Origin of the sequence: Aeromonas sp. s9, from assembly GCF_040907765.1 — a bacterium.
Lineage (GTDB): Bacteria > Pseudomonadota > Gammaproteobacteria > Enterobacterales > Aeromonadaceae > Aeromonas > Aeromonas caviae.
Genome location: NZ_JBFOCK010000058.1, coordinates 21443 through 29174, shown reverse-complemented (window position 1 = coordinate 29174; position 7732 = coordinate 21443). Strand labels below are relative to the sequence as shown.

6 protein-coding genes are annotated in these 7732 nt (G+C 63.9%); 5 read left to right on the top strand and 1 reads right to left on the bottom strand.

All coding sequences use genetic code 11. The features are described 5' to 3' along the window. Nucleotides 1-98: 98 nt before the first annotated feature. Nucleotides 99-821, bottom strand: a complete 723-nt coding sequence (locus tag AB5Y54_RS10995) for a phosphatase PAP2 family protein (RefSeq protein WP_368153748.1) — start codon at nt 819-821, stop codon at nt 99-101. A 245-nt stretch (nt 822-1066) separates the two neighbouring features. On the opposite strand from AB5Y54_RS10995, the gene AB5Y54_RS10990 reads away from it, so the two are divergent. The 5 genes from AB5Y54_RS10990 to accD all read left to right on the top strand — a co-directional run bounded on the left by AB5Y54_RS10990 (nt 1067) and on the right by accD (nt 7731). After that, nucleotides 1067-2188, top strand: a complete 1122-nt coding sequence (locus AB5Y54_RS10990; RefSeq protein ID WP_103858298.1) for a 4-phosphoerythronate dehydrogenase — start codon at nt 1067-1069, stop codon at nt 2186-2188. Nucleotides 2189-2335: 147 nt separating this feature from the next. Then, complete coding sequence (locus AB5Y54_RS10985) at nt 2336-3352, top strand: aspartate-semialdehyde dehydrogenase (RefSeq protein WP_368153746.1); 1017 nt, start codon at nt 2336-2338, stop codon at nt 3350-3352. 293 nt (nt 3353-3645) lie between these two features. After that, nucleotides 3646-5772 (top strand): FimV/HubP family polar landmark protein, encoded by a 2127-nt coding sequence (locus tag AB5Y54_RS10980; RefSeq protein ID WP_119197593.1) that lies wholly within the window; start codon nt 3646-3648, stop codon nt 5770-5772. A 166-nt stretch (nt 5773-5938) separates the two neighbouring features. Next, nucleotides 5939-6748, top strand: coding sequence for a tRNA pseudouridine(38-40) synthase TruA (truA, locus tag AB5Y54_RS10975; RefSeq protein WP_048207918.1), 810 nt, complete (start codon nt 5939-5941; stop codon nt 6746-6748). Nucleotides 6749-6867: 119 nt separating this feature from the next. After that, entirely contained in the window at nt 6868-7731 is an 864-nt protein-coding gene (gene accD, locus AB5Y54_RS10970) for an acetyl-CoA carboxylase, carboxyltransferase subunit beta (RefSeq protein ID WP_010675139.1), read from the top strand. Nucleotide 7732: the final 1 nt, after the last annotated feature.

Genomic DNA, 7732 nt, shown 5'->3' with positions numbered 1-7732 from the left:
GCGCTACGGGCGGGAAGTGAATGTGCCACGTTGCTTGCATGAGGCGCTGGGGCGCCCCATGCAACACGTAATTGGGACATAGCCTTTTTTATTGGAGGTCAGTAGTGGCGCAACCACCAGCGGGCGGCCATGAGGGCGGTGAGGCTGCCAAGCAGGGCGCTTGCCAGCACATCCAGGGGCCAGTGCATGCCGATAAGGGTGCGCGAGAGGCCAATCCCGATGGCCCAGAGTGGCAGCAGCCAGGCCCCGGCGGGGGCCCGGGCCAGCCAGATCAGGCCGAAGAACTGGGCGAGGCTCATGGCGGCGATGCTGTGACCGGAGGGAAAGGCATAGTTGACCTCTGCCTGCCAGTGCTGGCCGAGCCAGGCGGGCAGCGCCAGCAACTGGGTCGCGGCGTGGACCTGTTCACTGCGAAGGGCCTGGCTTCCTCCATAGAACTGGCGGATGGCGGGGATCAGCTCCTGGCTCTCCAGCCAGATGAGGTAGGGCCTGGGCTCCTCGGTCAGCAGCTTGATGAGGCTCTTGATGACCCAGTCGCTCGCCAGCACGGCAAAGAGGGCGCCAGCCAGCGCCAATAAGGCGCGACCGTCCAGCGTCAGCTTGTGTCTTGTGAGCAGCAGCAGGGCGGCAATGGTGAAGACCAGCCCCGGCAAGTCCACCATGCGGGTGAGGGCGTAGGGCCACCATAGCCAGCCCGATTGCAGGGCCTGGGTCATGAACGGCTGCCAGGGCAGGCAGACGAGCAGCAGCAGGGGAAGGAGCAGGAGGGCATTGAAATGAAGCACCTTGCGGCGTGGCAACGAAGAGGAGTGAGTCGGCATCAAGGGGTCCGGTTCGGTGGCGCGAGCGGCTAAAAAGAGGCGTCATTGTGCCAGTCAGGTTGCTCTGGTCAAGGCGAAGGGGGCGAGGGCAACAGGCTGTTACATATGATGCTGCCGGGCATCGTGCCCGCACCTGAGGCCGGAAGGCGATGGCCGCAGAGCGGTCTGCCAACAAGCCTCTGAAAATCCGTCGCGTTTGGGCTAGAATGGCGCGCCTGTGGCCCTTGTGGACGAGATGCGTGCCGATGAAGATCGTCGTTGATGAAAATATGCCCCATGCGGTGGAGCTGTTTGCGGAATTTGGTGAAGTGGTTCCCCTGCCGGGACGAGAAATAAAGGCCGCGGATCTGCAAGAGGCGGATGTGCTGCTGGTGCGCTCCGTGACCCGGGTCAACGAAGCGCTCCTGGCGAGTTGCCCCAGGCTGGGGTTTGTCGGCACGGCCACCATCGGTACGGATCACATCGATCAGGGGCTGCTGGCGGCGCGGGGCATCCCCTTCTTCAGCGCCCCCGGCTGCAACAAGGTGTCGGTGGGGGACTACGTGCTCTCCGCCCTGCTGGTTCTGGCGGAACGCCATGAGCTGACCTTGAGCGAGATGAGCCTCGCCGTCATCGGCGCCGGCAACACCGGCGAGAGCGTGGCCGGCAAGGCCGAGGCGCTCGGGATGAAGGTGCTGCGCTGCGACCCGCCTCTGGCCCGCAGCGGCGCCGCTGGCGACTTCGTGGATTACCGTACTGCCCTGGATGCCGACATCGTCAGCTTCCATGTCCCCTATCTTCGTGAAGGGGATGAGGCCACCTTCCACCTGCTGGGAGCCGAGGAGATCGCCGAGCGTCCGGCCGGGCAGATCCTCATCAACGCCTCCCGCGGCGAGGTGTGGGACAACCGGGCCCTGCTTGTCCGCCAGCAGGGACCCCATCCCCTGCGACTGGTGATGGACGTGTGGGAAGGAGAGCCGGAGCCCCTCAATGAACTGGTGCCCCATACCGAGCTGGCCACCCCGCACATCGCCGGTTACAGCCTGGAAGGCAAGGCCCGTGGCACCTGGATGCTCTATGAGGCGCTGTGCCGGCAACTGGGGCGCACCCCGCGCCAGGATCTGCAATCCCTGCTGCCTGCCCCAGAGGTGCGCGAGCTGACGCCGGGGCAGCCGGCGGATCAGGCGCTCATCAAGCAGCTTGTCCACCTTGTTTATGACGTGCGCCGGGACGACGCCCGTTTTCGCAACCGGATCGGGCTGCCCGGCAGCTTCGATGAGCAGCGCAAGCGCTACCCCGAGCGGCGCGAACTTGGCGCCCTGCAACTGAAAGGGCCCTTCGCCGACGACAGATTGGCCCGACTGGGCTTTGCCGTCTCGGAGCAATAAACCCGATTTCAACAAGGGGAAGGGCTTGCCCAGGCGGCGCTTCCCCCCGGCCCGGCATCATGGCGGGCCTGTCATCAAACCGATACGCGTGCCAGCCGGGGCCCTCATGCCCGGCCCCGATGGGCCGCATCACAGGAGAACAGATCAGTGAATCAGCAATTCAACGTAGCGGTATTGGGTGCCAGCGGCGCCGTGGGTCAGGCCATGATCGAGATCCTGGAGGAGCGCGCCTTCCCGGTAGCGACCCTCTATCCGCTCGCCTCCAGTCGCAGCGCTGGGGACACGGTGCGCTTTGGCGGCAAGAACGTCGACATCCTTGATGTGGAGGCCTTTGACTGGAGCCAGGTGGAGATCGCACTCTTCTCCGCCGGTGCCGAGGTCTCGGCCAAATGGGCGCCCATCGCCGCCGAGCACGGCTGTATCGTCATCGACAACACCTCCTGCTTCCGCTACGACGAGGACATTCCCCTGGTCATTCCGGAAGTGAACCCGGACGCGCTGGCCGATTTTCGCAACCGCAACATCATCGCCAACCCCAACTGCTCTACCATCCAGATGCTGGTGGCGCTCAAGCCCCTGCACGACGAGGTGGGCATCAGTCGCATCAACGTGGCGACCTACCAATCCGTCTCCGGCTCCGGCAAGGAAGGGGTGAGCGAGCTGGCGGGCCAGACCGCCCACCTGCTCAACGGCCGTCCGGTGGAGCCGACCCTCTATCCGCAGCAGATCGCCTTCAACCTGATCCCGCAGATCGATGCCTTCACCGACAACGGCTACACCCGGGAAGAGATGAAGATGGTGTGGGAGACCCAGAAGATCCTGGGGGATGCCAGCATCGCCGTGAACCCCACCTGCGTGCGGGTACCGGTCTTCTACGGTCACGCCGAGGCGGTTCATGTGGAGCTGCACCAGCCGCTGGACGCCGAGCAGGTCAAGGAGCTGTTGCGCAATGCCCCGGGCGTCACCCTGTTTGATGATGAAGGGGACTACCCGACCCCGGTGCGCGATGCCACCGGCCAGGATGATGTGATGGTCGGGCGGGTGCGCCAGGATATTTCTCATCCGAGTGGTATCAATATGTGGATCGTGGCCGATAACGTTCGTAAGGGCGCGGCGACCAACAGCGTGCAGATTGCCGAACTGCTGGTACGCGACTACCTCTGAGGCCGGATGTCGGCCCCGGGCGGGGAGGGAACCCCGCCTTGATGTGGGCGCCCTGGCCCCGGTATGTGACCGGGAACCCACTCTCCGGTTTTTGGAATACCGTGTGATATCGGTGGACTAGGTTTTTTTCTACACTCTGGTTCGCGTCTGGGGCTGCTTTCTGGTCGCCGCCGGGCGCGAAATATGTCGGATCGCTGGCTTGAGACCGGCGCCTGATTTATATTGAGCCGATTGTTTTGGGGTAACTATCCAGATTTTTCAATGTGATAGGGCCGTCATACGAAGGAACGAATATGGGACATTCCCGCATAACGCTGGCAACGCTACTCGCATTGGGGCTTCTGGGCACGGTTCAGGCCGAAGAGGGGGCGCGAGAACCCTTCTTTGTCGAACTCAAGGGACCGGATGGCTCACCGCCCCCCGCGGTGCAACCAGAGCCCCGGGCCCAGCCCGTGGCGCCCGTCACCCCGCCCAGAGCCCAGCCCATCGTGCGTCAGGTGCCTGCTGCGTCGGCTGGCAGTTATGGTCCCGTGCGTCCCACCGATACCCTCTGGAGTCTGGCGAGCAAGCATCGCCCGTCCAACCGGGTAAGTGTCTACCAGACCATGGTGGCCATCTATGACAAGAACCCCCGAAGCTTCGCAGACGGCAACATCAACCATATTCTGGTGGGTTCCCACATCCTGCTGCCCACCGCCGCAGAGGCGGGGCGCATCACGGATGCCGAAGCACGCCGTCGCTTCAACAGCGACAACGCGAGCTGGAAGGGGCTGAGCCCCAAATACCTGGCCAACAAGCAATCCCACGTCGCCCAGCCGGTGGTGAGCAAGCCTGCTCCGGCCAAGCCGGCTGTGGTGGCCAAGAATACACCGCCCAAGGCGGCGCCGATCCCGGCGGCACCCAAGGCGACGGCTCCTGCCCCCGAGGTGAAGGAGACCGCCAAGGCGGCTGTCTCCACCCCCGTGGTGGTGAGCGCTGCTGCGAGCAGCGCCGCCAGCACGGCGCCGGCGCCCCTGCCCGCCACTGCGGTGGGCAAACCCTCTACCGAGATGGCGCTGGCCCTGGAAGATGCCAACGCCCAGCTCGGCCAGGTCACCGAGATGAACCACAGGCTCAAGCTGCGCCTGCAAGCCCTGACCGAAGAGGTGGAGACCCTCAAGGCCCAGTTGCAGGATCAGACCGCCCTGCAAAAAGAGGTGGCGGAACTCAAGGCCAATCCGACGCCTCCCGTGGTGGCGCCGGTGCCCAAACAGAGCTGGCTGATGGAGCTGCTCTCTTCGCCGCTCAATCTCGCCATGATCATCCTGCTGCCGGTGCTCCTGGTGCTTGCCCTGGTCACGCTCTGGCTGCGTGCTCGTGCCCGCCGCGAGCTGGAAGAGCAGGAGAAGAGCCTCTCCGAGTCGACCTCCATGGTCATGGGAGACGAGAACAGCGAGTTTGATCAGCTGATGACGGTGGGCATCGCGGATGACGAGCCCCTCCATGGCATGCCGGATCTCAACGAGCCGGAAGTGAGCAGGAAGCAAGATGGCGCCAGTGCTGCCGCCGATGTCATCTTCCGGGATGACGAGACGGCGCTCTCCGCTTTTGATGTGGAGCCTGCGGTGACGACGGCGAACCGGGATCCGGATCTGGTGCCCGAGCTGGATCTGGCCCACGAGGGGGACTTCGATCTGCCCGTGGTGCCGGAACTCGATCTCTCCGACGAGCCCAGCTCCTCTGCTCGTGGTCATGACGAGATCATGACCGAGGAGGAGCTGCAGGCCGCCCTGTTTGCCGAGCTGGACGCGGATCTGGAAGCGGATCTGGCCCAGGCCCAGAAGGAGAGCCGCAGCCAGCGTGACGAGACACTGGCCAACTTCGATCTGAGCGATCTAGAGACCGGGTTTGGCGAGCCGACCGACGATGAGCTTGCCACCAAGGCGCCGCACATCGACGAGACGGGGTTTGGCAAGGACGACGTGGACGACATGCTGGCCGAGCTCGGGCTGGAGCCCACCAAGCCGACGGCGTCCGAGTGGGATCCCAGCGAGCTGGCCCTGGCGGACTTCGAGGATGCCTTCGCCGAGGTGGAGTCCCATCAGGGGGAGGTGAAACCCCGCGAACAGGTGCAAGACAGCGACTTCGTTGAAATCGACAAGCTGCTGGCCGATGCCGATGCCAGCAGCACGGAGCAGGAACCCTATCAGGGCTTCTCTCTGGATGTGGGGCTGGACGGTTTCCCCGAGGTGCTGCCGGAGTCCAACGGCTTTGATGTGGATGCCGATGACGGCGGGGTGGGGGCCAAGCTGGATCTGGCCCGGGCCTACCTCGAGATCGACGACAAGGAGAGCGCCCGCGAGCTGCTGGAAGAGGCGGTGGCCCAGGGCAGCGAGCACCAGCGCAGCGAGGCGCAGAAGCTGCTCAAGCGCCTGGGCTAGGCAGGCCCTTGTCATCCATGCACCAGAGAGGGCAGCCCGCGGGCTGCCCTCTCTCTTTGGGGGCCCCGCACCGCGGCCTCGCCCGGTCTGGGACTTTTGAGCCCGAGCGCGTATAATCCGCCCCGTTTCTTTCACTGCATCCTTTCATCAGAAGACACCGTTACCCATGCGAATTGCCCTTGGTATTGAATATGACGGCAGCCGGTACTTCGGCTGGCAGCGCCAGCGCGAAGTGATCAGCGTCCAGGAGGAACTGGAAAAAGCCCTCAGCCGCATCGCCAACCACCCCGTCTCCATCCAGTGTGCCGGTCGCACCGATGCGGGGGTGCATGCCACCGGCCAGGTGATCCACTTCGATACCGAGTCGAACCGCGCAGAAGGCGCCTGGACCCTGGGGCTCAACTCCAACCTGCCCCCTGACATCGCCGTGCGCTGGGTCAGGGAGGTGGACGAGCATTTCCATGCCCGCTTCAGCGCCACCGCCCGTCGCTACCGTTACGTCATCTACAACCACAACTACCGCCCGGCCATCCTCGGCAGTGGCGTTAGTCACTACCACGAAACCATAGACGCGACGCTGATGCACCAGGCGGGCCAGAGCCTGCTGGGGGAGCACGACTTCAGCACCTTCCGGGCTGTCGCCTGTCAGTCCAACACCCCCTGGCGCAATGTGACCCACCTGTGTGTCAGCCGTTCCGGCCCCTACATCGTGCTCGACATCAAGGCCAACGCCTTCCTGCATCACATGGTGCGCAACATCACCGGCTCCCTGCTGCTGGTGGGGCAGGGGCTTCAACCGGTGGAGTGGATTGCCGAGGTGCTGGCGGCGAAGGATCGCAACCTGGCGGGCCCGACCGCCAAGGCGGGCGGTCTCTATCTGGTGGATGTGGATTACCCGGCCGAATTCGGGTTGCCCCGGCCGCCCCTCGGCCCGCTGTGGCTGCCGGACTCGGCACCGGGTACGACCAGTTTTTAGTAACTGGGCCCGAAAATTTGTGGTTTAATGATCCGTCGTTTATTGCCATCGAGCCGTTAAGTCATTGAACAATCAAGGCTCGATGTGTTTTGTCAGGCACAAATGCATTAAGGAATTCCATGAGCTGGCTTGAGAAGATCCTTCCCAAGAGCAAGATCACCACACCGCGTCGTCACAACATTCCGGAAGGGGTGTGGACCAAGTGTACTGCTTGCGAACAGGTGCTCTACCGGGCAGAGCTGGAGCGCAATCTCGAAGTGTGCCCCAAGTGTGACCATCATATGCGCATCAGCGCACGTGCCCGTCTCGAGAGCTTCCTCGACGCCGAGGGACGCAGCGAAGTCGCGGCCGAGCTGGAGCCGCAAGACATCCTGAAATTCAAGGATTCCAAGCGCTACAAGGATCGTTTGTCTGCCGCCCAGAAAGAGACGGGCGAGAAGGATGCGCTGGTGGTGATGAAGGGGACCCTCAAGGGGGTACCGGTCGTCGCCTGTTCATTCGAGTTCTCCTTCATCGGGGGCTCCATGTCCTCCGTGGTCGGTGCCCGCTTCGTGCGCGCCGTCGAGGAGAGCATCAAGGAGGGCCGCGGTCTGGTCTGCTTCTCCACCTCCGGTGGTGCGCGGATGCAGGAAGCCCTGTTCTCCCTGATGCAGATGGCCAAGACCAGTGCGGCCCTAGATCGCCTCACCAAGGCGGGCCTGCCCTTCATCTCCGTGCTGACCGACCCCACCATGGGTGGCGTCTCCGCGAGTCTGGCCATGCTGGGTGACATCAACGTAGGCGAACCCAAGGCGCTGATCGGCTTTGCCGGCCCCCGCGTCATTGAGCAGACCGTGCGCGAGAAACTGCCGGAAGGCTTCCAGCGCTCCGAGTTCCTGCTGGAGAAGGGTGCCATCGATCTCATCATCGACAGGCGCGAAATGCGCAACCGTCTGGCCGGTCTGCTGGCCAAGCTGATGAACACTCAGGTCATCGAAGACTGAA

What these genes read in the sequence shown, in the direction of transcription:
- AB5Y54_RS10995 (WP_368153748.1), bottom strand. Translation starts at nt 821, where the DNA reads ATGCCGACTCACTCCTCTTCGTTGCCACGCCGCAAGGTGCTTCATTTC.
- AB5Y54_RS10990 (WP_103858298.1), top strand. Translation starts at nt 1,067, where the DNA reads ATGAAGATCGTCGTTGATGAAAATATGCCCCATGCGGTGGAGCTGTTT.
- AB5Y54_RS10980 (WP_119197593.1), top strand. Translation starts at nt 3,646, where the DNA reads ATGGGACATTCCCGCATAACGCTGGCAACGCTACTCGCATTGGGGCTT.
- truA (WP_048207918.1), top strand. Translation starts at nt 5,939, where the DNA reads ATGCGAATTGCCCTTGGTATTGAATATGACGGCAGCCGGTACTTCGGC.
- accD (WP_010675139.1), top strand. Translation starts at nt 6,868, where the DNA reads ATGAGCTGGCTTGAGAAGATCCTTCCCAAGAGCAAGATCACCACACCG.